Raw genomic sequence first — 25,644 nt, 5'->3', positions numbered from 1 at the left:
GTGTGCGCGCACGGCGAACCGCCCCCTCCGTGCGGTGCGGAAGGGGCGGTCCGGTCTCCTGGGGGAGGTGTTCGTCTACTTCGGCGCGCCGACCGGCTTTCCGTCCGGCGAGACGGCGTACCAGGTGCCGCCGACGCCCTGGCCGTTGATGTCTCCGGGCACCTTGTCCCCGGAGAAGGTGTAGATCGGCCAGCAGTTGACGGTCATCTGCTTCACGCCGTCGGGCCGGGTGAAGCCCATCAGGCCCTTCTTGGCCACGCCCTTGGTGTCGTTCGCGGGCACGGGGGCCACCGCCGGCCACTTCTCCAGGCAGGCGCCGGTGCACGCGGAGACCGACTTCGGCCACGCCTTGTCCTTGAGGAACCGGTAGACGGTCATGCCGTTCTTGTCGACCACGATGTCGCCGAGGTCGGTCTTCTTGACCGAGAGGCCCGGCAGGCTCGCCAGCGAGGCCTTCTTGCCGTTGGGCGCCAGCGCGTACCACTTGCCGCCCACACCCTGCCCGGCGGTGTCGCCCGCCTTGGTGTCCTTTGCGTAGCGGTAGGCGGGCCAGCCCGCGATCGTCAGCTGCTTGGTGCCGTCGGAGCGGGTGACCTCGCCGAGCAGGGCCTTGTCGACGCCGGCGCCGGCGGTGGCGTCGTTCGCGGGCACCGGCGGCCAGGTCTTGGCGCAGTCGCCGTCGCAGTTGGACTTGGGGGGCTCGGCGGTGTCCTGGTCGAAGCGGTACAGCGTCATCCCCGCGCTGTCCGTCAGCACCTTGCCCAGTGCGGCGTTGCTGGAGACGGCGAGCCGGCCGGCGGCCTTCCCGGCGCCCGCGGCGCCCTGCTGGCCGTCGGCGCCGTAGCCGTTGCCGGCGCCCGTGCCGGTCTGGGTGCCGGTGCCGGCGCCCGCGCCGCCGAAGCCGCCGGCCGGGGCGGTGGCACCCACGTTCTGGCTGCCCGCCGACGGGGTGCCTCCCTGACCGCACGCCGTCGTCAGCGCCAGTACGGCAGCGGCCGTCGCCACCAGCGATGCGCTCCGCCAGGAGGTGTTCATCGTCAACTCCCCATAATCACAAGGGTGTTGCAGCGCCCTGCTGCGCCGCCGCACGACACTGGGTACGCATGGGGGTGGCGGTTGTGTTCAATCGCGGCGGGATTTTCTTTCCGGAACTTGTGACGCGTTTTCCGCCACCCCGCGCCCGCGCGTCCGTCCGCCGTACGCACGCGCCCAGCACGCGCGTGCCCATCCGCGGCCCGGCGCGGGCCCGTTGCCCAAACCTCCCGGGCCTCCTCGTCCTTCCTTCGGGCCAATCCCCCGCGGCCGCGGCGTGCCCCGGTCCGGCACGGATCATGATCTCGGTCGTGCATCGACCCGAACCGACTCGATTCGTCCTGGTGCTGAGGGTGTTGGCGCCGGTCACGCTGGCCTGGACGTGCGTGGGCTGGCCGGCCGCGCCCGCCGTGGCCGACGCCTGCGCCTACGCCTCGACGGGCCCGGACGGAACGGTGGCGGTGTCGGTGGCCGGTGACGCCGGATCCTGGCCGCCGCCCCTGCCGCCGCCGTGCCCGCAGCCGACACCGCCGCCGCCCACCCCACCCTGCCCGACTCCCACCCCCACTCCCACACCGACGCCGAGGCCGAAGCCCCCTCCGCCCCCGCTCCCTCAGAAGCCGTCCGCGCGGCCGACGCCGCCGCCGAAGCCCCGGCCCACACCTGTGCCGCCGCCCCGGCCGGCGCATCCGCAGGCCCGCCCGGCGCCCCCGCCTCCGCCCCCGCCGCCCCCACCCACCCCGAGGCCCGTGCCCACGCCCCGCCCCCGGCCCTCGGTGACGCCGGTGACGTACCCGGAGTACCACCCGCGGCCGCACCGCGCCACGCCGCGGCACGGGCCGTCGCCCCTGACCTACGTCCTGCTCATCGCGGTGCCCGCACTGGCCGCCGTCGCCGCGCTCCGTCCGCGCTGACTCCGGGAGGAAACGTTGTCGGAATGGCTTGTTCTCACCCTCGCGATGCTGGCCGCCTGCGTCGTGGTGGTCCTCATCACCTTCCTGCGCCACCGCACAGCGGCCGAGGACGACGATCCCAGCGAGACGCCGGACGTCATCGAGTACATGACGATGTGGATCGGCGTGGTCTACGCCATCGTGCTGGGCCTGGCCATCGCCGGGGTCTGGGAGGCGCGCGTCGCCGCCCAGGACCACGTGCAGGCGGAGGCGCAGGCGCTGCACGAGGTCTCCGAGCGGGTACGGGTCTACCCGCCCGACGTCCGGGACCGGATCCGCTCCGACGTCAACGCCTATGTCGGACACGTCGTCACCACCGAGTGGAAGACGATGGCCGAGCACGGCCGGGTCACGAAGCAAGGCGACCGGATGCTCGACAAGGTACGCGCCGACGTGACCGACTACCGGCCCAGGTCGGACCACGAGGCGCAGGCCTACCAGCCGCTCGTGGACCAGGTGGCGGCCGCCGACCAGGCCCGCGCGGCCCGCGCCGACTCGACGGGGGCGACCATGCCGGGCGTGGTGTGGTTCGGGCTGATCTCGGGGGCCGTGGTCACCATCGGGATGGTGTTCGCGCTCCAGATCCGGCGCACGACCCGGGAGCTGGTGCTCGCCGGGCTGTTCTCCGCGCTGATCGCCTTCCTGCTGTTCCTGATCTGGGACTTCGACGCTCCCTACAGCCGGGGCGTGTCGGCGTCCGCGGGGCCCTTCCTCGACCTGTTCCCGCACCTGCCGGGCTGACGGCCACTCAAGTCCCGGGTCCTGGTCCCTGTCCCCCGGGCGAAGGAACGCGTCCCCTGTGCGGCCCACACCGTTGCCCCGTTCGCCCGAGTGCGATCGCGCCGGCGCGCACACCTTCCTACCGTTTTGATCATCGAGGTGCATTTCCGGCACAAGCGGAAGATATCCGCTGCTGCTCCTCGGGGACCCGGAGGATCCATCATGCGCGTAATACCCGTCGTTTCGGCCGCACTGCTGGGCGTTGGCGCCCTCACCTTCTCCGCTCCGGCCGCCTTCGCCGCCGGCGGCGGTGACAGCCACTCCTACGGCAGCGACAGCGGCAGCCACTCCTACGGCGGCGGAGGCGGCGACAGCCGCTCCGACGACGGGGACGGCAGCGGCGGCCGCTCCGGTGGGGGCGGTGGCGGTGAGGACCGCGGCAGGGGCGGCGACAGCCGCTCCGAGGACAGCGACGACGAGGGCCGCTCCGGCGGCGGCGGACACAAGCGGGAGCACTTCCAGCACGGCGTCCGCGCGGGCGAGGGTGGCACCATCGCCGGCTTCGACCTCAAGGAGATCGGCATGGGCACCGCGCTCATCGGCGGCTCGGTCGGCGCGGCGTACTACCTGTCCCGCCGCCGCACCGGCGAGGAAGGCGTCGCCTGACGCCCCCCACCACCCCATGAACTCCGCCCCGGACTCGCAAGGCCCGGGGCGGAGTTCATGTGCGCGTGCGCGGGGGCCGGGAGGAAGGCGCAGACACGCACTCCTGAGCCCCACGAACCCGCGAGGCGAAGCACGCAGCACGCAAGCGCAGGGCCACGCGCCACGACCCACGTGCCACGCGCCGCACGGACACGCGGCCCGCGGGCACTCGGCCACGCAGCGGCGGGCACGCGGCGCGTGGCCCGCCAACACGGATCGCGCCGTACGGCCACGCGGCACGCGCCGCAAGCGGGCCGGGCACTGCGGGCTCGGAGGCACCCAGCCACGCAGCGGTCGGCGGGCGGGCGCGCGGGCGCCGGCACGCTGCACGCCGTACGAGCAGCGGCACTTGGCACGCGGACACCCCGTGCGCAACGCGCCGTACGGCCATGCCGCACGCGCCGCGCGCGCGAGCGCAGCGCGCTGGGCCTCCGGCCCGCGGACACTCGGCCACACAGCCCGCCGCAGGCGGGCAGGCGGCGCTTCGCGTGCGGGTGCCCCGCGTTCGTGTGCGGTGAGCGGAGGGGCTGCTGTCGTGTGCCGTGCGCTTGTGGGCCGCGCCGGGCCGGCTCGGAGGCCCGCGCACCCGCCCGCGTACCGCCCCGCAGTTGCGCGGTTCCCGCCGTGTTGCCGTGGCCCGGTGTGAGCGCGTGAAGGGATCCGGCCTCCCGCGGGGCGGGAGGCCGGATCCCTTGCCGTGGGCCGGGCTAGATACGGCGGCCCGTTCCGCGGCGGCGGAGCCAGACGGCGGCGCCTCCCAGGACGCCCGCGGCGAGCAGGCCGCCGCCGATGGCCATGTCGGCCCGCGTGGCGCCGGTGGTGGTGCCGCCGCCGACTCCCCCGCGGACGCCGCCGACGACGGTGAAGGCGTTCGGCCGGACCAGCGTGCGGCCACCGCAGTTGACCCTGACCTCGTACGACCCCGGGCGGGCGTCCAGGCGTACCGTGCCGATGCCCCGCGCGATCTCCCCGGGGCCGCCCACCGGCCGCAGCGGGATGGTCGAGAAGGCGGGCGAGGACGCGTGGCCGCCGGTGCGGCAGCCGTTGACCGCGATGCTCAACTGCCCGCCGCGGGCGATGACGCTGGGCGCGACCAGGACGTTGCGGATGCCGCCCGGCACGCCGCCGTGGCCCTCACCGGGAAATGTGCCGCCGAACCCGCCGACGCCCCCGACGCCCCCGATCGCGCCACCCCCGCCAATTCCCCCGATTCCCCCGATTCCCCCGACTCCGCCTTCCCCGCCTTTCCCGGCACCGCCCGGGAACTGCCCGTTGCCGAGGCCGTTGCCGAAACCGCCCCCCGGGCCGATCCCCGGGCCGCCCGGGAACTCGTTGCCGAGACCGTTGCCGAGGCCGCCCCCGGGACCGATTCCGGGGCCGCCGGGGAACTCGCCGTTGCCCAAGCCGCCCGGGAACTGGCCGTTCCCCCCGAGCCCGCCGAACCCGCCGGCTCCGCCGACGCCGGGACCGCCCGGGAACTGACCGTTGCCGAGGCCGCCCCCGGGGCCGCCCCCGGGGCCGATCCCCGGGCCGCCGGGGAACTGGCCGTTGCCGAGGCCGCCGGGCCCTACGTCCCATGTGACACCTGGGGAGTCACCGCCCTTGGCGACGGCCGCAGGCGCGGCGAACCCGATGGTGGCGAACGCCGCGACCACAACCGCCACAGGGGTACGAGCAGTACGCATGTGATCCTCCGCGGAAGGCGCCCCGGGGACCCGTACCCGGTCGATCGGCGAGAAAGCACCTCCCGGAAAAACCCTCGGATGCGCTTGACCTGCGCGCATTTCGGCGCTCGCCCGTACCGGTGAGCGCGCCGCCGAATGCCTCCGAATGCCTTCACCCCTTCGAAATGTCCCCGCAGGTCACGGTCCGTCAGATCAATACCGTCCGGATCGCCTCGGATGGCGCACCGGAAAGTGCCCGGCCACCCGTTCGCCGCTGCCCCCGTCGCCGGTCGCGCGCACCCGGATTAGCGTTGCCGTATCCGCGAATTGACGGGGCGACGGCCGCGTCGAGAGGGGAAATGCGAATGTCTGCGAGCCGACTGCCGACGATGGCCGACGAGGAGGAGCAGGAGCCTCGGCGCAAGCGTGCCCCCTGGGGCGTGATAGCGCTCGTCCTGCTCTCCGGGCTCGCCCTCATCCGCAACGGTTCCGGCGAGTTCGACGTCGGCCCGCCGCAGCCCGCGAAGGCGGTCGCGCCGGACATCGGCCGCGCGCCGGCCCCGAGCGCGGGCGCCGTGCGGGCGCTGCCCTCCTCGGTGCCCGACCGGGTCAGGATCCCCGTCATCCAGGTGGACGCGCCCATCACTCCGGTCGGTGTCGACTCGGACGGCTGGGTCGCCGCGCCCCCGCCGGAGGACCCGAATCTGGCCGGCTGGTTCAACGGCGCGGTGACGCCCGGGGAAAAGGGCACCGCGGTCGTCGTCGGGCACGTGGACAACAAGGCGGGACCGGCGGTCTTCTACGGCCTCGGCGCGCTGAAGAAGGGAAACCACGTCGACATTCACCGCGAGGACGGAAAGACGGCCGTCTTCGAGGTGTACGGCGTCGAGGTGTTCGAGAAGAACGGTTTCCCCGGCGACCGGGTGTACGGCTCGAAAGGCACTCCGGAACTGCGGGTCATCACCTGCGGCGGCGGTTACACCAAGCAGACGGGGTATCAGGGCAACGTCGTCGTCTTCGCCCGCCTGGTCGAGGTCCGCTGAGGCGTCGCGGGACCCGGACCGCGTCCCCGGCCCGGCGGCGCGGGCCGGGTCAGGTGTATTTCCGGCGCGGCACCGTGAAGTGGTAGCCCTCGTCGAGCAGGCGCGGCAGATAGGTCCGTACGGCGCGGACGGTCTGCGAGCGGTCGCCCCCGGCGTCGTGGTGGAGGACCACGACGCCGGGGGCGGCGCCGTGCTCGACGCGGCGGATGATGGTGCTGGTGCCGGGCGTGGTCCAGTCGAAGCTGTCGACCGTCCAGGCCAACGGCTCCATGCCCATCTCGGCGTTGAGCTGGAAGACGTCGCGGTTCCACGCGCCGTAGGGGGCGCGGAACCACAGGGGCCGCTGGCCGTACGCCTTCTCGATGACGTCGCTGGTGCTCTCGATCTCGTCGCGGATCTCACCGCGGCTGAGCTGGGTGAGCAGTGGGTGGGTCCAGGTGTGGTTGCCGACCACGTGGCCCTCGTCCGCCATGCGGGCCAGCAGGTTCCGGTTCCAGTCGGCCATCTCGCCGCACACGAAGAAGGTGGCCCGGATGTCGTACTTGGCCAGCGTGTCGAGGATGTGGGGGGTGTAGTCGGGGTTGGGGCCGTCGTCGAAGGTGAGCAGCATGGTGTTGCCCCGGCCGGACATGCGCAGGATCGGCGCGTGCCGCACCTTGGTGGGCAGCGGCTGGGCGGGCGGAGCCGCGTCTCCGGTCAGCGGGCGGAGCCGGTACGCGGAGGGCTTGAGGGCGGAACGCGCCTGGGGGCCCGCGGCGGGGGCGGGCCGTGCCGGGGAGTGGGAGGAGCCGGAGAGCAGCAGGCCGGCCGTGCCGGCCGCTCCCGCCGCCCCGAGAGCGGCGGCCCCTGCGAGCAGAACCCGGCGCCGCGTGAGCAACTGATCCTGATCCTTCTTCATGACTCATCAGTGACCGCCCGGTTGCCGCAGCACCGGTACGGCGGCACGAAAGCACCCGCCCGGCCGAGCCCCGCACAGGGCCCGTCCCGGTCCGGCGCGGTCAGCGGTGGCGGACCAGGGGGAAGGGGAGGGTCTCCCGGATGGTCAGGCCGGTGAGGAACATGATCAGGCGGTCCACGCCGAGGCCGAGGCCGCCGGTGGGGGGCATGGCGTACTCGAGGGCGTCGAGGAAGTCCTCGTCGACTTCCATGGCCTCGACGTCGCCGCCGGCGGCGAGCAGGGACTGGGCGGTGAGGCGGCGGCGCTGTTCGACCGGGTCGGTCAGTTCGGAGTAGGCGGTGCCGAGTTCGGTGCCGAAGGCGACAAGGTCCCAGCGTTCGGCGAGCCGCGGGTCGGCACGGTGCTGCCGGGTGAGCGGGGAGACCTCGGTGGGGAAGTCCTTGTAGAACACGGGCAGCCGGGTCCGTTCCTCCACCAGCCGCTCGTACATCTCCAGCACCATCTCACCGGCCGTGTCGTCCGCGGTGTACGGCACCGAGGCGCGGTCGCAGAGGCGGCGCAGGGTCTCCAGGTCGGTCCCGGGGCCGATCTCCTCCCCCAGCGCCTCGGAGATCGCGGCGTGCACGGTGGTGACCGGCCAGGGGCCGGAGATGTCGTACTCGGTGCCGTCCCTGCGGACCACGGGACGGCCGAAGGCGGCGGTGGCGGCGCCCTGGATCAGTTCGCGGGTGAGGTCGAGCATCACGTCGTAGTCGGCGTACGCCTGGTAGGCCTCCAGCATGGTGAACTCGGGGTTGTGCTTGTGGGAGACGCCCTCGTTGCGGAAGGTGCGCCCCAGTTCGAAGACCTTCTCCATGCCGCCCACGCACAGCCGCTTGAGGTACAGCTCGGGGGCGATGCGCAGGTACAGGTCGAGGTCGTAGGCGTTGATGTGGGTGGTGAAGGGGCGGGCGTTGGCGCCGCCGTGGATCTGCTGGAGCATCGGGGTCTCGACCTCGAGGTACCCGCGCTCCAGCAGGCCGCCGCGCAGGGCCTGTACGGCGGCGGAGCGCACCCGGAGCACCTCGCGGGCCTCGGGCCTGACGACCAGGTCGAGGTAGCGCATGCGCACCCGCGCCTCGGGGTCGGCCAGTCCCCGGCGCTTGTCGGGCAGGGGGCGCAGGCATTTGGCGAGGAGCTGCCAGGAGGTGACGAAGACGGTGGGTTCGCCCTTGTCGCTGACGCCGGCCCGGCCGGTGACGGTGATGTGGTCGCCGATGTCCGTGTCGGCGGTGAAGCGGTCCGGGGCGGGGCCGGGACCGTCGCGGGTGAGGGCGATCTGGTGGTCGCCGGACCAGTCGCGCAGTACGGCGAAGACGATGCCGCCGAAGTCGCGCACCAGCATGATCCGTCCGGCGGCGGTGACCTCCTCGCCCTCGCGGATCTCGGCGAGGGCGCGGGTGCGGGCGGGGACGCCCACCGGGTACGGGTCGGTGCCGGCCGCGCGCAGCCGGCCGAGCCGGGCGTGCCGGACGCGGTACTGGTCGGGCAGCCCGGCCAGCGGGTCGGCGGCCCGGGTGCGCGCGGTCCCGTCCGGGCCGAGCTCGTCGAGCGGGGGCAGTCCCTCGGTGGTGGCGGGCCGGGGTCCGGGCCGGGTGTGGCCCTTGCCCCAGAGCTTGCGCAGCGAGGGCACGGAGACGAAGCCCTCGGCGATGCCGGAGGCGATGCCGATGCGGGCGAGGGAGGCGGTCTCGCCGTAGCAGATGTAGCGGGGGTACCACTCGGGGTGGTACTTGGCGTTGGACCGGTAGAGGGCCTCCAGCTGCCACCAGCGGGAGAAGAACAGCAGCAGCCGTCGCCACAGCCGCAGCACCGGGCCTGCGCCGATGCGGGCGCCCTCCTCGAAGGCGGAGCGGAAGACGGCGAAGTTCAGCGAGATGCGCCGTACGCCGAGGCGCGGGGCGGCCGCGCACAGTTCGGCGACCATGAACTCCATGACGCCGTTGGGTGCGGCGCGGTCGCGGCGCATGAGGTCCAGGGAGACGCCGCCCTGTCCCCACGGGACGAAGGAGAGCAGGGCGAGCAGCCGGCCGTCGGCGGCCAGGGCCTCGACGAGGAGGCAGTCGCCGTCGGCCGGGTCGCCGAGGCGGTCCAGGGCCATGGAGAAGCCGCGTTCGGTCTCGGTGTCGCGCCAGGCGTCGGCCTTGTCGACGACCTCCTCCATCTCCGCGTCGGAGAGGGTGGCGTGGCGTCGTACGCGGCAGGTGGCGCCGGTGCGCCGGACGCGGTGCACGGCCTGCCGGGTGACCCGCATGTCCCGGCCGTCGAGGTCGAATCCGGCCACGTGCACGATCGCCTCGTCGCCGAGCTGGAGGGCGCCGAGTCCGGCGCGTACGTAGGCGCGGGCGCCCTCCTCGGAGGCACCCATCACGGCGGGCGTCCAGGCGTAGCGGCGGGCCACGTCGAGCCAGGCGGCGATGGCGTGCGGCCAGGCCTCGCGGTCGCCCACGGGGTCGCCGCTGGCCAGGCAGACGCCTGCCTCGACGCGGTAGGTGACGGCGGCCTTGCCGGTGGGCGAGAAGACGACGGCCTTGTCGCGGCGGGTGGCGAAGTAGCCGAGGGAGTCGTCCTCGCCGTAGGCCTTGAGCAGGGCGCGGATGCGGGCCTCCTCGTCGCCGTGCAGGGCGGCTTCCAGGCGCTGGGAGCGGAACAGGGTGGCGGCGGCGCTGAGCAGGGCGAGCGCGCCGAACAGGCCGAGCAGGAAGGTCACGGGGCGCGGCGGGCGGCCGTCGAAGTCGCGGGCGGAGGCGAGGCCGCCGAGCACCCGGTTGGCGGACCAGGCCAGGTGCAGGCCGGGCGGCAGGGTGCCCGGGAAGAGCGCGACCAGACCCCAGCCGACGAGGATCGCCGCGGCGAGCCCGCCGACGAGCACGGCGAGCGCCCGCCAGACGGCGCCGCGGCGGGAGGCGGCGTAGAACTCGCCGCGCGCCGCGATCAGCGCGAGCAGCGCGAGTCCGCACAGGACGAAGGAGGGCACCGAGTCGGCGTAGTCGCCGACGGCGAGGCCGAGGATGTCGCCGAGGAGCACCAGGCCCAGGTAGACGACGACCAGCCACCAGGCGACCTTCTTGCGGGCGGCGGTGGCGCCGGCGAGGAGGAAGAGGAAGACGGCGTAGGCGAGGTTGGCGCTGACCGGGACCAGGAGGGAGTCCAGGCCGCGGACGACCGGGCGGAGCAGGACGCGCAGCGGGGCGATGAGGTCCAGCAGCGCGCACAGCAGTCCGAGCGCGCCGAAGAAGACGGCGAAGCCCTGGGGGACGTGGCCGAGGAAGCCGCTGCCCGCTGGCCGGGAGGCGGTTTCCGCGGTGCCCCGGGGCGGGGCGGTGGCGGTCATGGTGTCGTCGGGATCGCGGTCATGGCCTGGAGGGGGTGGCGCTCATGGTTCCGACTGTAGGAACACCGGGCGCGGGGCGCCCGTCGGGAGATCCCGGCCGGTGGCGTGGAGGGGGCCTTCCGATAGCCTCGCGGGTGTGACGGAACAGCACGAGCAGCACGAGCGCCGCGAGCACCGGTTCGAGCGGGGCACGGACGGGCCGAAGGTGATCGTGGCAGGGGTGGACGGCTCCGACTCCTCGATGCGGGCCGCCGCCTACGCGGCCGGTCTGGCCCGCCGGCAGGGCGCTCTGCTCGCGCTCGTGTACGTGCGGCCGGTGATGACGGCGGGCGCCGCGCTGGGGGCGCCGGTGGCCGAGACGACCGACGAGATCGCCGAGGACCTGGTGCAGCAGATCCGGGAGGCGACGGAGCGGCTGAAGGGGATATTCGAGGTCCGCTGGGAGTTCCACACCTTCCCCGGGGACCCGTACAACGGCCTGGTGACGGCCGCGGACGAACTGAAGGCGGACGCGGTGGTGGTGGGCGCCTCCGAGCAGGCCGGACACCGGATCATCGGCTCGGTCGCGGTGCGCCTGGTGAAGGCGGGGCGCTGGCCGGTGACGGTGGTGCCGTAGCCGCCGGTGACGGTGGGGGCGCGGGGCGGTGGGGGGCCGTGGTTTCGCGGGGCCCGGGCGGGTAGTGGTAGTGCCGTAGGCCACTGCGGCGGGCCTTCCTCGGGCTCACGGCCGTGGCGTGCGTGGCGTCTTCCGTACCCGGCGCGGCTGAGTCATCATGATCCGCCGTCAGCCGTTTGCCGTCTGCGAAGAGGTGAGGCGCATGGCCGGGCTCCGGATGGGCGAAGGCATTCTCCGCCGCAAACCCATCGAGCACATCGAGGAGACGGAAGTCGGCGAGGGCCCCCGGCTGGAGAGATCGCTGGGGCTGACCCAGCTCACCGCGATCGGTGTGGGCGGCATCATCGGCGCGGGCATCTTCACCCTGGCCGGCACGGTGGCCAACGGCACGGCCGGCCCGGCGGTGCTGGTGTCGTTCCTGATCGCGGGCGTGGCGAGCGCGGCTGCCGCGCTGTCGTACGCGGAGTTCGCGGGCCTGATCCCGAAGGCGGGCTCGGCCTACACCTACGGCTACGCGGTCCTCGGCGAGTTCGCGGGCTGGTTCATCGGCTGGGACCTGCTGCTGGAGTACACGGCGATCGTGGCGGTGGTCGCCATCGGCATCTCGGGCTACTTCAGCTTCCTCGTCCAGGACATGGGCGCGAAGCTGCCCGCCTGGATGCTGGGCGCGCCCGGCACCGGCTCGGGGCACAAGGTGGACCTGTTCGCGGCGATCCTGTGCCTGCTCATCGCCTGGCTGCTGAACATGGGCATCCGCAACGCGGCCCGCTTCGAGACCTTCGTGGTGGTGCTGAAGGTGCTGGTGGTGCTGCTGGTGATCGGCGTGGGCGTCTTCCACATCGACACGGCGAACTACCACCCGTTCTTCCCGTACGGGGTCGGCGGCGCGTTCACCGGCGCGGCGACGGTGTTCTTCGCGGTGTTCGGCTACGACGCGATGTCGACGGCGGCCGAGGAGTCCAAGGACGCCCAGCGGCACATGCCGAAGGCGATCATCTACTCGCTGGTGATCGCGATGGTGCTGTACGTGGCGGCCTGCCTGGTGCTGACGGGGATGCAGAACTACAAGGACATCGACAAGGAGAGCGGCTTCTCCACCGCGTTCAAGTCGGTGGGCCTGAACCGGCTGGCGGACGTGATCGCGGTGGGCGCGATCATCGGCATCCTCACGGTGATGTTCACGTTCATGCTGGGCGTGACCCGGGTGTGGTTCGCGATGTCCCGGGACGGGCTGCTGCCCAAGTGGTTCGCGAAGACCCACCCGACGCGGCACGTGCCGACCCGAGTGACATGGATCGTCGGGGTGGCGTCGGCGGTCATCGCCGGTTTCCTGCCGATCGCGGAGGCGGCGGAGCTGACCAACATCGGCATCCTGCTGGCGTTCGTGGTGGTGTGCACGGCGGTGATCGTGCTGCGCTACCGGCAGCCGGACCTGCCGCGCACGTTCCGCACCCCGTGGATGCCGTTCGTGCCGGCGCTGGGCGTGGTCTTCTCGATCTGGCTGATCACGTTCCTGCAGTGGCAGACCTGGGTGCGGTTCGCCGTGTGGTTCCTGATCGGGTGCGTGATCTACTTCGGGTACTCGTACAAGCGGTCGGCGCTGGCCGGGCGTTAGGCGTTAGGCGTGGTCGGCGGTGCGGGAGCGCCGCCGACCACGAGCCGCGGGACGCCGACGCGTGTCACTGCCCCATCGTCAGCCCGTCCTTGCCCGCGCCCCGGCCGAGCACGACACCGCTGATGCGGTCCCTCACGCCCCTCAGGTCGGCGCCCTGGGCGATCGCCTCGCCGAGGTTCACCACCCGCCCGGCGTCGAGGTCGTAGACCTCGGGGACGAACTCCGCCCGGGTCACCTCCCAGCGCCCGCCCGGCCGCGCGGGCGGCGAGAACGTGAACCGGGCGAGGGTGCTCTGGTTGGCGCGCGGGTCCTGCATCCCGCGGAGGTCGGTGGGCTGGCCCGCGATCTGCGCGCCGAGGCCGTAGACCACCCAGGTGCCGTTGACCTTCTCGTACGGCTGGGGGACGTGCGCGTGCGTGCCGAGGATCAGGTCGATGTCGGGGCGGCCGCCGGTGCGCGCGGCGGTCAGCCGCCTGGCCAGCGCCAGTTGCTGCTCGTCGGGCGCCTCCTGCCACTCCGTGCCCCAGTGCAGGGACACCACGACCACGTCGGCGCCCGCCTGCCGGGCCGCCCGCGCGTCGGCGAGGATCCGCTCCTCGTCGATCAGGCGCACCGCCCACGGCTGCCCGGGGGGCACCGGCTGGTCGGAGCCGTAGGAGTAGGCGAGGTGGGCCACCAGGGCGCCGCCCGCGCGCAGCAGCGTGCCCCGGGCCTCGGCCTCGCCGCGCGCCGAGCCGGCGTGCCGCAGCCCGGCGCGGTCCAGGGCGTCCAGGGTGCGCCGGACGCCGTCGGCTCCGTCGTCGAGGGTGTGCTCGGAGGCGGTGGCGCAACTGTCGTAGCCGGTGGCGGCGAGGGCCTGGGCCAGCTCGGGCGGCGACTTGAAGCGCGGGGCGCCGGTGTACGGGGGCTTCGCGCCGTAGGGCGTGTCCAGGTGACACAGCGCCAGGTCGGCGCGGGAGACCACGGACCGCACGCCCTGGAGCATCGGCCGGAAGTCGTACGCGGCCCCGCCGGCGTCGAAGTCGCCCCGCTCGACGACCGAGGTGTCGGGCAGGATCGCGCCCGAGGCGACGAGGGTGAACCTGCCCACCTGCCGGGTGGCCGGGGCGGGGGCGCCGTGCGCGGCGGCGGGCGTGCCGTGCTCCTGCCGGAGGTGGGCCGAGCAGGCCGCGCCCGCGGCGAGCAGGGCCGTCACGGCCAGGGCCACCTGCCGTCTGCGTGCGATCACCGGTTCACCCCACTCACGGCCGTACGGACACACCTTCACCACGGACAGACATTCATACAGACGGATAAATGGGTATGAAGCTCGCCGCCGCCGCAAACGGCATCCGCTCCTCCTTGAGCCCGTTGGCGTAGGCGCGGGCACGGCAGAAGGGGTTCACGGAGCGTGCGCGAGGGGGTGACGGACCGTTCGTCGTACCGTTCACCGACACGATCGACCGTCCGCCGCACCGCCGTGCGCGCGCCCTGTCCCCGGACGGCGTGCTGCGGTGCCATGTCGGCCATGACGGCCGGAACCATCCTCTCCCCCGGGACCACGACCGCCGAGCACGAACTCGCCGCGCTCCAGCGCGAGCACGGCAGGCCGCTGTTCGCCCTGCTGCTGCGGCTGTGCGACGGCGACCGCCAGCGCGCCGAGGACCTGCTCCAGGAGACGCTGCTGCGCGCCTGGCAGCACCCCGAGGCGCTGCGCGCCGACGCCTTCGACTCCGTACGGCCCTGGCTGCTGACCGTGGCACGACGGCTCGCGATCGACGCACGCCGCGCCCGTCAGGCACGGCCGCCGGAGGTCGGGGACGCGGTGCTGGAGAACGCCCGGGTGATCGGCGACCACGCCGAGCGCTCGGCCGCGACGCTCGATGTGCGCCAGGCTGTGAAGACACTCACTCCCGAGCACCGTGAAGTCCTGGTGCTGGTGTACTTCCACGGGGCGAGTGTGGCGGAAGCCGCCGAAACGCTGGGGATTCCGCCCGGTACCGTGAAGTCCCGCGCGTACTACGCGCTGCGCGCCCTGCGCCGGGTGCTTCCGGGATACGCGGCCGACCTGCGGTGAAACCGACCGCCAAGTCAAACCTCCGTAAAGCGCCTTGCTGTGGACCACCGTTGAGTAATCGGCTGTCCTCATCCGTGTTCCGGACCGGGACCCGGGGTCGGGCGCCCGTACGCACGGGAGGAAGGCGGGAAGGGATGCTGCACAGAGGGCAGGAAAGCACGGACGGCCAGGACGGTGGCGAACTGGCCGTCCCCATGGCCTGGTTGTACGCCGAGTACATCGCCGACGAACTGCTGCGCACCGGCGACCTGATGCCGCCGACGTCCTTCGAGTTCCGGGCCGGCCGGGACGCGCTGGCGCTGACGGTCTTCCTCTCCGACACCGGCGGCGAGCTGTCCGGCATCCGGGTGGTCTCGCAGCTGGAGACGTGGCTGTCGCTCACCGCGTACGACCAGCCCTGGCAGGACTGGGTGTGCGAGCGGATGGCGGACCTGGCCGCCGAGGCGCACGCCTGCGGCGTCCCCTCGCCGGACCTGGCGCTGGCCGAGGCGGCCTGGCGGTGGCTGGAGGAGACCGAGCTGCTCGCGCCCGACCTGGACGCGGTGCCGGGCGGCGCGGGAGGGCCCGGGGAGGACGAGGGACCGAAGGTGTGGACGCCGGCCTGGCGGCTCGGGCTGCCCCTCGGGCACCTCGCCATCCATCTCTTCTAGGAGACCTCTTCAAGAAGATCTCTTCCAGGACATCTCTTCCAGAAACCTTTTCCGGAAACCGACCAATCCGCGGCGCCGGCCGCTCCGAACCTCTTGGTTACGATTCTGTACGTGGCTTGAGTGATTCCGCGGCCGGGTGCGTACGGGTGGGAGCAACGAGTAACCCCACCCGCACCCCACGGTCACGAGGAATCGGCATGAGGTCCCTGGAGAGGCATCGCGACGCCGGCGCGTACGCGCTCGGCGTGCTGGACGAGGCGGACGCCTTCCGCTTCGAGGACCACCTCATGGAGTGCCCCAGCTGCGCGGCGCACGTCACCGAGTTCGGTCCCGCCGCACGGCAGCTGATGCTGTACCGGAGGGCCACGCCGCGCATCGTGCACCCCATGACCCAGCCGGGTCCCCGGCTGCTGGACCACCTGGTCGGCGAGGTCTCGCGCCGGCGCCGCGCCGGCCGCCGGCGCCTGCTGTACGGGCTGGCGGCCTCCGTGGTGCTGGCCGTGGGCGGACCGGCGTTCGCCGCCGTCGCCGGGCACGCGAATGAGGGTCAGGGTCCCTCACGGGTCGCCGCGACCGACGCCAGGACGGGGGTGTGGGCCGAGGTCCGCACCGCGGACGCGGACTGGGGCAGCTCGGTGGAGCTGCGGATCAAGGACGGCTCCGGTCCCCGCTCCTGCCGGCTGGTCGCGATCGGCCAGGACGGCTCGGAGCAGACCGTCACCACTTGGATGGTGCCGGCCCACGACCCGGACGCGAACGCGGTGTCCGGAGGCACGACGATGCACCCCGGCGAGATCGACCGCTTCGAGGTCCGCACGGCGGACGGGCAGCACCTCGTGACCCTCGACGGGCCCTGAACCGGCCACTGGTGCCCGGCTCCCGTGACTCCGGGCTCCCCGTGACTTCCGGCTCCCCGTGACTCACTTCAGGAGCCTGGACAGTCTGCGGTCCGCCAGCGGCTTGCCCCCGGTCTGGCAGGTGGGGCAGTACTGGAGGGACGAGTCGCTGAAGGACACCTCGCGGATGGTGTCGCCGCACACCGGGCAGGGCTCGCCCGTCCGGCCGTGCACTCTCAGGCCGCTCTTCTTCTCCGCCTTCAGCCGCCCGGCCGCGAGCCCCCAGGACCGCTCCACCGCCTCGGTCAGCGTCGTGCGCAGCGCCTCGTGGAGCCGCCGGATCTCCTCGGGGGTGAGGGAGGAGCACGGCTTGAACGGGGACATCCTCGCCGCGTGCAGGATCTCGTCGCTGTAGGCGTTGCCCACCCCGGCGATCAGGCTCTGGTCGCGCAGGGCGCCCTTGATCTGCCGCCGCTGCCCCGCCAGCAGCTCCGCCAGCCGGCCCTCGTCGAAGTCCTCGGCCAGCGGGTCGGGGCCGAGCCGGGCCACACCGGGGACCTCCGACGCGTCCCGTACGACGTACACCGCGAGCCGTTTCTGCGTGCCGGCCTCGGTGAGGTCGAAGCCGGCGCCGGTGTCCAGGGCGACGCGCAGCGCCAGCGGGCCCTTGCCGGGGCGGGGCGGGCCGTCGGGGAGGCGGTCCTTCCACTGGAGCCAGCCCGCGCGGGCCAGGTGCGTCACCAGGTGCGGGCCGCCGGCGGTGGCCAGGTCCAGGAACTTGCCGTACCGGCGCACCTCGGTGACCTCATGGCCCTCCAGGGCGGTGACGGGAGGGTCGTAGGTCTTCAGGACGCTGATCGCCACCGGCAGGACGCGGACGATCTCGCGGCCCACCAGGTTCTCGCTGAGGAAGTCCCTGAGCGCTTCCACCTCGGGCAGTTCGGGCATGGCTCCAGGGTGCCACCCGGCACCGACAACGCCACGCGACCCGCGACCGCCCGGCCTCCGGCCGCGTCAGTCCCGTTCCGGGACCACGAACTCGCACCACATGCACTTGCCGCCGCCCCGCGCCTCCACCCCCCACACGTCGGTGAGCCGGTCCACGAGCAGCAGGCCGCGCCCGGAGACGCCCTGCTCGCCCGGCTCGCGGCGGCGCGGCAGCGCGCTGGAGGAGTCCTCGACCTCCACACGCAGCCTCCGGTCGGTCCCGCTGAGGACCCGCAAGGTGACGACCGCGGCGCCCTCGGTGTGCATCAGCACGTTGGTGATCAGCTCGTCGGCCACCAGCTCGATCTCCTCGGAGCGCTCCCGGGCGCCCCAGGAGCGCACGGCGGCGCGGATCAGATGGCGGGCCTGGGTCAGCGCCTGGGGGTCGCCGGGCGGCACGTGCTGCTGGAGCCGCCCCAGGGGCTGGCGCTCGGTCAGGGCGCGGCGGCGCAGCACCAGCAGGGCCACGTCGTCGTCGCCGCCGCGCGCGTCGGCGATCTCGATGAGCCGGTCGGCGAGGTCGCGCACCTCGGCGGGTCCGGCGGCGATCGACTCCACCAGGACGCGCATGCCGTCGTCGAGGTCGGCGCCGGGCTGCTCGACCAGGCCGTCGGTGCACAGCACCAGCGCCTGCCCGGGGTCGAGCTCCATCGCGCACACCGGGTACTCCAGGCTGCCGAACTCGGCGGACAGCCCGAGCGGCAGGCCGCCGTCGACGGTCACGCGGCGGCAGCTGCCGTCGTCCAGCCGCACCAGCGGATCGATGTGCCCGGCCCGCACCACCTGGACCACGCCGGTGGACAGGTCGGCCTCGGCGTACAGGCAGGTGGCGAAGCGGTCGGTGTCGAGTTCGTGCAGGAAGACCGAGGCACGGGCCATCACGGTGGCCGGGGCGTGGCCCTCGGCGGCGTAGGCGCGCAGCACGATGCGCAGCTGGCCCATGACGGCGGCAGCGTGGGTGTCGTGGCCCTGGACGTCGCCGATGACCGCGCCGACCCGGCCGCCGGGCAGCGGGATGAGGTCGTACCAGTCGCCGCCGATGTCGCGGCCGAGCGAGCCGCCGGCGTAGCCGGAGCGGTAGCGGACGGCGACGTCTGCGCCTGGCACGCTGGGGATGGTGCGCGGGAGCATCGCCTGCTGGAGTCCCTGGGCGAGGTCCTTCTCCTGCTCGTAGAACATGGCGCGCTGGAGGCTCTGCGCGATGCTGCTGCCGAGGGCGACCAGGACGTTGCGCTCCTCGGGCGAGAAGCCGTAGCGGCCGCTGTAGAGCAGGCCCATGCCGCCGATCGGGCGGCCCTGGGCGATAAGCGGCAGGTAGGCGGCCGAGGTGATGTTCAGACCGGTGATGTGCGGCCACAGGATGGGGTAGCGGTCGGCGAAGTCCTCCGGGGACTCGATGAAGCGCGGGCTGAGGGTGCGCACGGCCTCGCTCATCGGGTACGGCTCGTCGATCCGGGTGACGCGCGTGCCGGGCACGGAGGTGCCCTCGGGGCCCTCGGCGACGAGCCTGATCCTGCCGGCCTCCACCAGGCCGAGGACCAGGCTGGTGGAGCCCAGCAGGGCGAGCCCCTGGGTGTCCTTGACGACGTCGATGACGTCCTGGACGGTGTGCGCGTGGGCGAGGGCGGCGGTGGCGGCCTGGACGACGTTGGTCTGCTCCCGACGGGCGGCGTCCCGGGCGGCCCGCTCCTGCCGGCCCGCGGTGTCGTTGAGCTCGTCGGTGGCGTCCCGGATGATGCCGATGATGCGGCGGGGGCGGCCGGTGTCGTCACGGCGGATGTAGCCCTGCGTGTAGACCCAGCGCAGGGAGCCGTCCTTGCGGCGCAGGCGGATGTACGTGCCGTAGTTCTCCCGGCCCTCCTTCATCGCCCGGGCCACCAGGGCGTCCAGGCGGTGGCCCTCGCCTCCGGGGACCCGGGGTGCCAGGCTCTCGGGGTGGCCGTCGTACTCCGCCGGGGTGATGTCGAAGATCTCGTAGGCCTGCGCGTCCATGCTGAACAGACCGCTGTCCAGGTCCCAGTCGAAGCTGCCCATGCGGTTGAGGGCCAGGATCGGATCCGGGTGGGCGGGCCAGTCGTCCGGGAGTGACAGGGCGTGCGCTCCCCGTTCAGCCATGGAGCCACCTTGCCAGGGTTTGCCCGATTCTTCGAGCCGGGGAAGGGGTAGCCGGAGCGCGGACGGCGCGGGAAGGGAAGGGAAGGAGCGTGCACGGCCGTGGGATGGTTCACCGCCCCCGAGTACTGGCTGAGCCGGCTGGTGTTCCAGCGGGCCCTGGCCGCGGTGTACCTCGTCGCGTTCCTGACGGCGGCCCTGCAGTTCCGGGCGCTGCTGGGCGAGCGGGGGCTGCTGCCGGTCCCCCGGTTCGTCGAGCGGGTGCCGTTCAGCCGGGCGCCGAGCCTGTTCCACTGGCGCTACTCCGACGCGCTGTTCGCGGCGGTCGCGTGGGGCGGGTGCGCGGTGTCGGCGGCGCTGCTCGCCGGGGCGGACTCGCTGCTGCCGCTGTGGGGCGCCATGCTGCTGTGGCTGCTGCCGTGGGCGCTGTACCTGTCGATCGTCAACGTCGGGCAGACCTGGTACGGCTTCGGGTGGGAGTCGCTGCTGCTGGAGACGGGGTTCCTCGCGGTCTTCCTCGGCAACGGCGAGGTGGCGCCGCCGGTGGTGGTGCTGTTCCTGCTGCGCTGGATCCTGTTCCGGGTGGAGTTCGGCGCTGGGCTGATCAAGATGCGCGGCGACGAGTGCTGGCGCAAGCTCACGTGCCTGCACCACCATCACGAGACGCAGCCGATGCCGGGCCCGCTGAGCTGGTTCTTCCACCACCTGCCCGGGCCGCTGCACAAGGCGGAGGTGGCCGCCAACCACGTCACGCAGCTGATCGTGCCGTTCCTGCTGTTCACCCCGCAGCCCGTCGCGACGGCGGCCGCGGCGCTGATGATCGTCACCCAGCTGTGGCTGGTCCTGTCGGGCAACTTCTCCTGGCTGAACTGGATCACCATCGTGCTCGCGCTGTCGGCGGTCCGCTTCCCCGCGCACGCGCCGCCGGTGGCGCCGGCTCCGCTGTGGTACGAGGTGGTGGTCCTCGCGGTGGCCGCCCTGGTGGCCTTCCTCAGCTACCGGCCGGTGGTCAACATGATCTCCCGCCGCCAGGTCATGAACCGCTCCTTCGACCCCCTGCACCTGGTCAACACCTACGGCGCCTTCGGCAGCGTCAGCCGGATCCGCTACGAGGTGGTCGTCGAGGGCACCCTCGACGACACGCCGCGTGAGGACTCCGACTGGCGGGAGTACGAGTTCCGGGGCAAACCCGGGGATCCGCGGCGCTGGCCGCGCCAGTTCGCGCCCTACCATCTGCGCCTCGACTGGCTGATGTGGTTCGTGGCGCTGTCCCCGGCGTACGCCGGCTCGTGGTTCGGCACCTTCATGGAACGGCTCCTGGAGGGCGACCGCGCCACCCTGCGCCTGCTGCGCCGCTCCCCCTTCCCGCCCGGCCGGCCGCCCCGCTACGTCCGGGCCCGCCTCTTCCGCTACCGCTACACCACCTGGCGGGAGCTGCGCGCCACCGGCGCCTGCTGGGACCGCACCTACGTCCGCGAGTTCCTGCCCCCGACCCGGCTGGCGGGGGCCGCGCGGAGGCCGTGAACCGGTCCCGTTGTCAGAGGCTCCCGTTGTCAGAGGCTCCCGGTACGGTCGCGGGCATGAGAGCTACGGGCACTTTCACCGTGAAGTCGTTCAAGCCGGCCGCGCTGGAGCAGGATCCGGCCGTCACGACCGCCCTTCCCGTGGGCGTCGCGACCATGGAGAAGCACTTCGAGGGGGAGATCGAGGGCCGGTCGGCCACCCTGTTCACCGCGGCCTACGACCAGGAGAAGGGGGTGGGTACGTACGTCGCCATGGAGTCCTTCGAGGGCACCCTCGCCGGCAGGGAGGGCGCCTTCAACTTCGTCCACTCGGCGACGACGACCGGCTCCGACCGCACCACCGAGTTCTTCACCGTCGTCCCCGCGAGCGGCACGGCCGGCCTGGCGGGCATCACCGGCACCGGCGGCCTGTCCGTGGACCCGGACGGCACCCACCGCATCTGGCTCGACTACGAGCTGGGCTGACGGGAGACGGCGCGGGGCGCGGCCGCCGGACCGGTCACACTCCCGTGGCCGGGAGCTGTGGGTCGGGGCGGTGGCCCCGGGACTCGGACCACTCCCGCAGTTCCTCGGCGCCCACCTCCTCGATGGCGGTCTGGAGGGCCTGGCGGACCTCCCCGTCGCGGGCCGGCTCGGGGGTCAGGAGGTAGCGGTCGAGGGCGCGGCGGAGGGTTTCCCTGGACCGGGCGGCCAGGACCCAGCGTGAGCCTGGGTTGAACAGCTGCCGCATGCCCGTGAAGAAGACGGCGCCGCCCGCGATCAGCGCGGTCAGCCAGGCGGGGGCGTGCAGTCCCGCGGCGACCACGGTGACCGAGGTGGTGCCGAGGGCGCCCATTTCGGTCACGTGGTGCAGCCGCCTGGCCCGGTCGCAGGAGCGGGCGTAGAACGCCAACTCCCGCCGGGCCAGGGCCAGCAGGGGATCCGGCTGCGAGGCCCAGGACTGGTCGGGCACCCTTGTGCGTCTCATCGCCCCATCATGGTGTCCCCCGACCGGCCCGGGAAAGCGGGTCCGCCTGCCCGGCCGCCGCGACGGCCCACGGCGTCCGGGGCCCACGGGCCGCCGCACCGCCCGGGTCACCCGGCAAGGGACGCACCGGCCCACGCGGGATGCGGGGCTGGCCGCCCGGCCGTCGTGGGGTGACAGGGTCCCCTGCCCGGTCGGCGCAGGGTGGCGGGGCCACCTGCCCGTCCGGCCGACGCAAGGTGCGGGACCGTCCGGCCCGCGCGGGATGGCGGAGCCACCTGCCCGCCCGGCCGACCCGCGGGGTGCGGGACCGCCCGGATCAGGCGCCGGGGAGCGCGGGCGCCGCCGGACGCCCGGATTACCCCGGCAGCCGACGCGGAGGCGCGGGCGGCACCCGGCCCGCGCGGGAAGGTGGGGCCGGCTGTCACGCGCGGGATGACGGGACCACCTGCCGTCCGGCTGGCGCGAGTTGCGGGACCGCCCGACCGGCGCAAGGTGGCAAAGCCACCTGCCCGCCCGGCCGACCCGGGGCACGGGACCGCCCGGATCAGGCGCCGGGGGGGTGCGGGCGCCGCCGGACGCCCGGATTACCCCGGCAGCCGACGCGGAGGCGCGGGCGACGCCCGGGCCCGCGCGCGGGAAGGAGGGGTCACCCGCCACGCGCGGGGCGGCGGGGTCCTGCCGGTCACGCGCGGGGTGGCGGAGCCGCCGGATGCCCGGGTTACCCGGCAGCCGACGCGGAGGCGCGGACGGCACCCGGCCCGCGCGCGGGAACGAGGGCTGCCCATCACGCGCGGATGGCGTGGGCAAGTCGTGCACGCGCGGGGTGGCGGGTCCGCCCGCTTCCCGGGTCAGCCGCGCCGTAGCCGGAGGGTTGTCAGTTCGAAGGGGCGTAGTCGTACGGCGATGTGGCGGCCGTCGTCGAGACGGGGTGCCGCCGCGTCCGGCAGGGGCCGTTCCAGCAGGTCGGTGACCTGTGCGCCGGCGACCTCGAAGCCCGCCGTCAGCGTGGCCCGGGCCCGCCCGCCGTGCGCCTCGTGGAAGCGGACCACCACGTCCCCGCTGCCGTCGTCGGCCAGCTTCACCGCCGTGACGACCACCGCGTCCTCGTCCACCGTCACCAGTGGGGCGACCTCGGCGGCCGCGCCGGTCAGCCGCCGTTCCGGCACGTTGATCCGCCAGCCCTCGCGCACCGCGTCGCCGATGTCCGCGCCCGGCACCAGGGCGTGCCGGAAGCGGTGGACGCCCTGGTCGGTCTCGGGGTCGGGGAAGCGCGGGGCGCGCAGCAGCGAGACGCGGACCGTCGTGGTCGTGCCCCGGTCGCCTTCGGTGCGGACCTGGCGGGTCACGTCGTGGCCGTACGTCGAGTCGTTGACGACCGCCACTCCCCAGCCGGGCTCGGCCACGTGCACGAAACGGTGGTTGCAGGCCTCGAACTTGGCCGCCTCCCAGGACGTGTTGGTGTGCGTGGGACGGTGGACGTGCCCGAACTGCGTCTCGGAGGCGTACCGTTCGGCGTGCACGTCGAGCGGGAAGGCCAGCTTGAGGAACTTCTCCCGCTCGTGCCAGTCGACTTCGGTGTCGAGCACCAGCCGCCGCTCCCCCGCGGGCAGCGACAGCACCTGGGTGACGCGGGAGGCGCCGAAGGACCGTACGATCCGCACGGACGCGCCATCCTGGCCGGCCTCGACGACCTCGGCGTCCGTGAGGTCGGTGACCGTGTTGCGGTAGAACTCGTCGACGTCCCAGGCGTCCCACATGTTGGGGAAGTCGGGGTGGAGCTGGAGCAGGTTGGCGGCCCGCCCGGGGGCGACGGTCTCGCGGTCGGCCGCGTGGTCGTACACCGAGACGACCAGGCCGCGGGCGTCGATCTCGGCCCGCAGCACGTCGTTGTCCAGCACGTACCCGCCGTCCGGGCGGGCCGCGAGCCGGGTGGCGCCCTCGGTGACCGCGGCTCCGGCGCCGCCTGCCGGGACCGAGGCACGGCTGTGCGGGGCGGCGTTGAAGACCAGCTCGGACGTGCCCGAACCGGCCAGCGCGCGCTGCGCGGCGCCGATGACGTTCTCCAGCTCGGCGGCGACCCGCTCGTAGGTCGCGCGGGCCTCGCGGTGCACCCAGGCGATGGAGGACCCCGGCAGGATGTCGTGGAACTGGTGGAGCAGCACCGTCTTCCAGATGCGGTCCAACTCCTCGTAGGGGTAGGGGAAACCGGTGCGTACGGCGGCCGTGGCCGCCCACAGTTCCGCCTCGCGCAGCAGGTGCTCGCTGCGCCGGTTGCCCTGCTTGGTCCCGGCCTGGCTGGTCAGGGTGGCCCGGTGCAGCTCCAGGTAGAGCTCGCCGACCCAGACGGGCGCGTCGGGGTACTCGGCCTCGGCCTTGTCGAAGAAGGCCGACGGGGTCTCCCACTCCACTCGCGCGGAGCCCTCCAGGTCGCGCAGCCGGGCGGCCTTGGCGACCATCTCACGGGTCGTGCCGCCGCCGCCGTCGCCCCAGCCGGTGGGGGCGAGGGAGTGCCGGGCGGCGCCCTTCTCCCTGAAGTTGCGGGCCGCGTGCGCGATCTCGCCGCCCTTCATGGAGCAGTTGTAGGTGTCGACGGGCGGGAAGTGGGTGAAAATCCGGGTGCCGTCGACGCCCTCCCACCAGAAGGTGTGGTGGGGGAACTTGTTCGTCCGGGACCACGAGATCTTCTGCGTGAGCAGGCGCGTGGACCCGGCCGCGCGGATGATCTGCGGCAGGCCGGCGGCGAAGCCGAAGGTGTCGGGCAGCCACGCCTCGTCGTTCTCGATGCCGAACTCGTCGAGGAAGAACCGCTTGCCGTGCACGAACTGACGGGCCATCGCCTCCGATCCCGGCATGTTGGTGTCGGACTCCACCCACATGCCCCCGGCCGGCACGAACCGCCCGTCCGCCACCGCCTTCTTCACCCGCGCCCACACCTCGGGCCGGTGCTCCTTGATCCACACCCACTGCTGGGCCTGGGACATGGCGAAGACGAACTCCGGCTCGTCCTCCAGCAGCGCGGTCATGTTGGACGCCGTGCGGGCCACCTTGCGCACGGTCTCGCGCAGCGGCCACAGCCACGCCGAGTCGATGTGGGCGTGCCCGACCGCGCTGATCCGGTGGGCGGAGGGCACCGCGGGCGCGGCGAGCACGTCCGTCAGGCACGAACGCGCCCTGCCAGCCGTGCCGTTGACGTCCTGGAGGTCCACGGCGTCCAGCGCACGCTCCACCGCGCGCAGGATCTGCCAGCGGCGCTGCGCGTCGTCCGGCAGCTCCGCCATCAGCTCGCCGAGCACCTCCAGGTCGGCCACCAGCTGCCACACCGTCTCGTCGAAGACGGCGAGGTCCATGCGGGCGAGGGTGTACTGCGGTTCGCTGCCCGCCGTCTCCTTGTCGCCGAGCCGGGTGGGCAGGAAGGGGCGGTAGTCGAGGACGACCGGGTTGGAGGCGGCCTCGATGTGCAGCCGGACCTCCTCGCCGCCCGCGACCGGTGCGCCGACCCGCACCCACTGGTTGCGCGGGTTGAGGCCCTTCACCGGGGTGCCGTCGGGCCGGTACACCAGGCCCTCGCACTGGAAGCCGGGCATGTTCTCGTCGAAGCCGAGGTCGAGCAGGGCCTCCACGGTCCGCCCGGCCCACGCCTCGGGGACGGTCCCGGTCACCCGGAACCAGCTGGTGCCCCACGGAGCACCCCAGCGGGCGCCCACCTCGATCGGCTCCGGCTCGGCGGCCAGGCCCTCGGCGACCGGCACGGGCTCTCCGGGCGCGTGCCACACCGCCACCTGGAGCGGGACGGACTCGGGGTACACGGCGGGGCGGATGCGCTCGTCCAGGACGCGCCGGAGGCGGGCCTCGACCAGGCTGCGGTCGTCATGCATGCGGGGTGCTCCGTAGGTC

General features: G+C 73.5%; 20 protein-coding genes. 11 read left to right on the top strand and 9 right to left on the bottom strand.

The features are described 5' to 3' along the window. Window positions 1-75: 75 nt before the first annotated feature. Window positions 76-1,035 carry an SCO0930 family lipoprotein gene (locus IE217_RS11150; protein WP_190177623.1) on the bottom strand — a complete coding sequence of 320 codons (960 nt, stop codon included), beginning with the start codon at window positions 1,033-1,035 and terminating at the stop codon, window positions 76-78. A gap of 746 nt (window positions 1,036-1,781) precedes the next feature. Between IE217_RS11150 and IE217_RS11145 the strand changes: the two genes are divergently transcribed. From IE217_RS11145 to IE217_RS11135, 3 genes are all read left to right on the top strand, one after another. After that, window positions 1,782-1,946 carry a hypothetical protein gene (locus IE217_RS11145; protein ID WP_190177876.1) on the top strand — a complete coding sequence of 55 codons (165 nt, stop codon included), beginning with the start codon at window positions 1,782-1,784 and terminating at the stop codon, window positions 1,944-1,946. A gap of 15 nt (window positions 1,947-1,961) precedes the next feature. Then, complete coding sequence (locus tag IE217_RS11140; RefSeq protein ID WP_190177622.1) at window positions 1,962-2,726, top strand: bestrophin-like domain; 765 nt, start codon at window positions 1,962-1,964, stop codon at window positions 2,724-2,726. A 201-nt stretch (window positions 2,727-2,927) separates the two neighbouring features. Next, a complete protein-coding gene (locus IE217_RS11135) occupies window positions 2,928-3,371 on the top strand; it encodes a hypothetical protein (protein WP_190177621.1) in 444 nt (147 codons plus the stop codon). Window positions 3,372-4,117: 746 nt separating this feature from the next. Here the strand turns inward: IE217_RS11135 and IE217_RS34650 are convergent. Next, complete coding sequence (locus IE217_RS34650) at window positions 4,118-5,095, bottom strand: hypothetical protein (protein ID WP_229865238.1); 978 nt, start codon at window positions 5,093-5,095, stop codon at window positions 4,118-4,120. A gap of 344 nt (window positions 5,096-5,439) precedes the next feature. Here IE217_RS34650 and IE217_RS11125 point away from each other — a divergent pair, with 344 nt between their 5' ends. Continuing rightward, complete coding sequence (locus IE217_RS11125) at window positions 5,440-6,117, top strand: class F sortase (protein WP_190177620.1); 678 nt, start codon at window positions 5,440-5,442, stop codon at window positions 6,115-6,117. Between the two features lie 49 nt (window positions 6,118-6,166). On the opposite strand, the gene IE217_RS11120 is transcribed toward IE217_RS11125, so the two are convergent. Next, on the bottom strand, window positions 6,167-7,015 hold the full coding sequence (locus tag IE217_RS11120; protein ID WP_190177619.1) for a polysaccharide deacetylase family protein: 849 nt from the start codon (window positions 7,013-7,015) through the stop codon (window positions 6,167-6,169). A gap of 100 nt (window positions 7,016-7,115) precedes the next feature. Further along, on the bottom strand, window positions 7,116-10,388 hold the full coding sequence (gene lysX, locus IE217_RS11115; protein ID WP_190177618.1) for a bifunctional lysylphosphatidylglycerol synthetase/lysine--tRNA ligase LysX: 3,273 nt from the start codon (window positions 10,386-10,388) through the stop codon (window positions 7,116-7,118). A 136-nt stretch (window positions 10,389-10,524) separates the two neighbouring features. On the opposite strand from lysX, the gene IE217_RS11110 reads away from it, so the two are divergent. Beyond that, window positions 10,525-11,004 (top strand): universal stress protein, encoded by a 480-nt coding sequence (locus tag IE217_RS11110; RefSeq protein WP_190177617.1) that lies wholly within the window; start codon window positions 10,525-10,527, stop codon window positions 11,002-11,004. 202 nt (window positions 11,005-11,206) lie between these two features. Beyond that, window positions 11,207-12,619 carry an amino acid permease gene (locus IE217_RS11105; RefSeq protein WP_190177616.1) on the top strand — a complete coding sequence of 471 codons (1,413 nt, stop codon included), beginning with the start codon at window positions 11,207-11,209 and terminating at the stop codon, window positions 12,617-12,619. Between the two features lie 64 nt (window positions 12,620-12,683). Here IE217_RS11105 and IE217_RS11100 read toward each other — a convergent pair whose 3' ends face one another. Further along, window positions 12,684-13,847, bottom strand: coding sequence for a CapA family protein (locus tag IE217_RS11100; protein WP_190177615.1), 1,164 nt, complete (start codon window positions 13,845-13,847; stop codon window positions 12,684-12,686). Window positions 13,848-14,126: 279 nt separating this feature from the next. Between IE217_RS11100 and IE217_RS11095 the strand changes: the two genes are divergently transcribed. The 3 genes from IE217_RS11095 (at window position 14,127) to IE217_RS11085 (ending at window position 16,182) form a co-directional block, all read left to right on the top strand. Next, the gene (locus IE217_RS11095) at window positions 14,127-14,675 is read left to right on the top strand and encodes a sigma-70 family RNA polymerase sigma factor (protein ID WP_190177614.1); all 549 of its coding nucleotides are present in this window, start codon (window positions 14,127-14,129) and stop codon (window positions 14,673-14,675) included. A gap of 134 nt (window positions 14,676-14,809) precedes the next feature. Next, entirely contained in the window at window positions 14,810-15,325 is a 516-nt protein-coding gene (locus tag IE217_RS11090) for a hypothetical protein (RefSeq protein WP_190177613.1), read from the top strand. A 197-nt stretch (window positions 15,326-15,522) separates the two neighbouring features. Further along, the gene (locus tag IE217_RS11085; RefSeq protein ID WP_190177612.1) at window positions 15,523-16,182 is read left to right on the top strand and encodes a zf-HC2 domain-containing protein; all 660 of its coding nucleotides are present in this window, start codon (window positions 15,523-15,525) and stop codon (window positions 16,180-16,182) included. A gap of 63 nt (window positions 16,183-16,245) precedes the next feature. On the opposite strand, the gene IE217_RS11080 is transcribed toward IE217_RS11085, so the two are convergent. After that, window positions 16,246-17,109 carry an Fpg/Nei family DNA glycosylase gene (locus tag IE217_RS11080; protein ID WP_190177611.1) on the bottom strand — a complete coding sequence of 288 codons (864 nt, stop codon included), beginning with the start codon at window positions 17,107-17,109 and terminating at the stop codon, window positions 16,246-16,248. Window positions 17,110-17,175: 66 nt separating this feature from the next. Further along, complete coding sequence (locus tag IE217_RS11075; protein ID WP_190177610.1) at window positions 17,176-19,263, bottom strand: SpoIIE family protein phosphatase; 2,088 nt, start codon at window positions 19,261-19,263, stop codon at window positions 17,176-17,178. A gap of 99 nt (window positions 19,264-19,362) precedes the next feature. Here IE217_RS11075 and IE217_RS11070 point away from each other — a divergent pair, with 99 nt between their 5' ends. Together IE217_RS11070 and IE217_RS11065 are read left to right on the top strand one after the other, a co-directional pair. After that, entirely contained in the window at window positions 19,363-20,784 is a 1,422-nt protein-coding gene (locus IE217_RS11070; RefSeq protein WP_190177609.1) for a lipase maturation factor family protein, read from the top strand. Between the two features lie 56 nt (window positions 20,785-20,840). Further along, a complete protein-coding gene (locus IE217_RS11065; protein ID WP_190177608.1) occupies window positions 20,841-21,248 on the top strand; it encodes a DUF3224 domain-containing protein in 408 nt (135 codons plus the stop codon). Between the two features lie 34 nt (window positions 21,249-21,282). Here IE217_RS11065 and IE217_RS11060 read toward each other — a convergent pair whose 3' ends face one another. Both IE217_RS11060 and IE217_RS11055 read right to left on the bottom strand, forming a co-directional pair. Further along, on the bottom strand, window positions 21,283-21,750 hold the full coding sequence (locus tag IE217_RS11060) for a DUF4231 domain-containing protein (protein ID WP_190177607.1): 468 nt from the start codon (window positions 21,748-21,750) through the stop codon (window positions 21,283-21,285). Between the two features lie 848 nt (window positions 21,751-22,598). Then, on the bottom strand, window positions 22,599-25,625 hold the full coding sequence (locus IE217_RS11055) for an alpha-mannosidase (protein WP_190177606.1): 3,027 nt from the start codon (window positions 25,623-25,625) through the stop codon (window positions 22,599-22,601). Window positions 25,626-25,644: the final 19 nt, after the last annotated feature.

It is taken from the genome of Streptomyces naganishii JCM 4654, from assembly GCF_014650575.1.
GTDB lineage: Bacteria > Actinomycetota > Actinomycetes > Streptomycetales > Streptomycetaceae > Streptomyces > Streptomyces naganishii.
The sequence above is the reverse complement of the archived record's forward strand: the minus strand, read 5'-3'. Positions and strand labels throughout refer to the sequence as shown.